2 protein-coding genes are annotated in these 1,741 nt (G+C 63.5%); both read right to left on the reverse strand.

Annotated elements, in window-relative coordinates:
• Window positions 1-138 precede the first annotated feature (138 nt).
• Window positions 139-1,125 carry a taurine ABC transporter substrate-binding protein gene (gene tauA, locus V6766_RS25390; protein ID WP_448471016.1) on the reverse strand — a complete coding sequence of 329 codons (987 nt, stop codon included), beginning with the start codon at window positions 1,123-1,125 and terminating at the stop codon, window positions 139-141.
• Window positions 1,126-1,215: 90 nt separating this feature from the next.
• On the reverse strand, window positions 1,216-1,741 hold a 526-nt coding region (locus V6766_RS25395), incomplete at its 5' end, for an aspartate/glutamate racemase family protein (protein ID WP_448471017.1).

Below are 1,741 nucleotides of genomic sequence, written 5' to 3' on the forward strand. Positions count from 1 at the left end.
CCGGAGCGCCTCGACCGGCGCGTTTCCGCTGGCGGATGGATAGACGACGGAGGCCCTGTTGATTTCCAACACCATGATCGTGGTCCCATCTGCCCCCGGACCTTTCGGGCCGGGGGCGTCATGTTGAGATTGCCGGGCTTACTTCGCGGCGTCGGCGTAATCGGCGTTGACGAAGGGCGTGTAGTCGTCGGCAACGTTGTCAATACGGCCGGCGGACTTCAGGAATTCGGACGTGCCCTTGACCGTTTCGGCCGCGCCGCCGAGCCAGGTGTCGGTCACCTGTTCCGACAGCGGCAGGAAGGCGAAGCCTTCGAGGATGCCGGGAACCTGCGACGGGTCGGCGCCGGTCGCCTCGGCGAGCGTCTTTACCGGCTCGCTATCGGCCGTCCACTTCGACGGATCGGCGAGATATTCCTTGTTGACCCTGTCGACTTCCTTCAGGAAGGCGACGATCTGGTCCTTGTTCTCTTCGCCGAATTCGGTGTTGACCACCCAGGCGTCGAAGGTCGGGTAACCCCAGGCGGCGGTTTCGTCGGCGCCGAGCAGAAGCGTGCCGGTTTCGGAAATCTGCGCCTGGACGGGCTGCCAGATCCAGGCGGCGTCGATGGCGTTCTGTTCCCAGGCGGCGGCGATCTGATCCGGCGGCATGTTCATGATGGTGACGTCGCCCTCGGCGATGCCTTCATGCTTCAGCGCGCCCATCAGCGAGAAATGCGCGGTCGAGCCCACCGGAACCGCAATCCGCTTGCCCTTGAGGTCGGCCAGCGTCTCGATGCCGGAATCCTTGGCGACAATCAGGGATTCCGCCTTGCCGATCACATCCGAAAACGCGATCATCTGCAGGTCCACGCCCTGGCTCGCGGCAATGGCGAGCGGCGAGGAGCCGAGTTCGGACAGAACCACGTCGCCGGAGGCCATGGCAGCGATCACATCCGTGCCGGCGGCAAACTTGCGCCACTCGACATCCCAGCCGGTCGCCTGTTCAACGGCGTCGGACGAGGCCAGGAGCTGCATCGGCGTCGGGTTGCCGAAATGGCCGATAATCACCGTTTCCGCGAATGCGGCGCCTGACATCAGTACGGTGACCGAGCCTGCGATCACGCCAGTCATCAAAGTTTTCAACATTCCACTCTCCAGATTTGGTTTGGCGCGGGCATCGTTATTGTTGTTGAGGCTGAGACCGCTTCCCGCATTGCAGGTTCAGCCGTTATTCTGTCACGTCTCCTGCCCGCCTGAAAAGGCGATGCATGCGCCGGCCAGAAGATCGATCGTATCAATGGCATGGGCCGCCGGATCGACGGCATTGGAAATCAGCGACAATTCCGAACAGGCAATCAGCAGCATGTCCGCGCCCTCGGCAACCAGCGCACGCGAAGCCACCGTCATCTGGGCGCGGGCATTGTCATCCGCGCCATGGATCTTGATGTGGCGGATCAGTTCCAGAAGCGGACCGTCATCCGCAAGACAGAGCGGAATGCGCCCGGTGCCGGCAAAGGCCTTGTCGAAGACCCCGGTGATGCGCACGGCGGGCGAGGCCAGCATGCCGATCTTCGCGCCGGGCCGCGTTTCGGAGCTGATCGCGTCGACCGTCAGCCTCACCATGTCGATGAAGGGAATGGCGACGGCCTCGCGGATTTTATCGGCGTAGTGATGGGCGGTGTTGCAGGGCATGGCGAGCGCTTCCGCGCCGCAGGTCTCGAGCTTTTGCGCCATGCCGGCAATCACCGGGCCGGGGTCCTCG

It is taken from the genome of Martelella sp. AMO21009 (assembly GCF_053484295.1).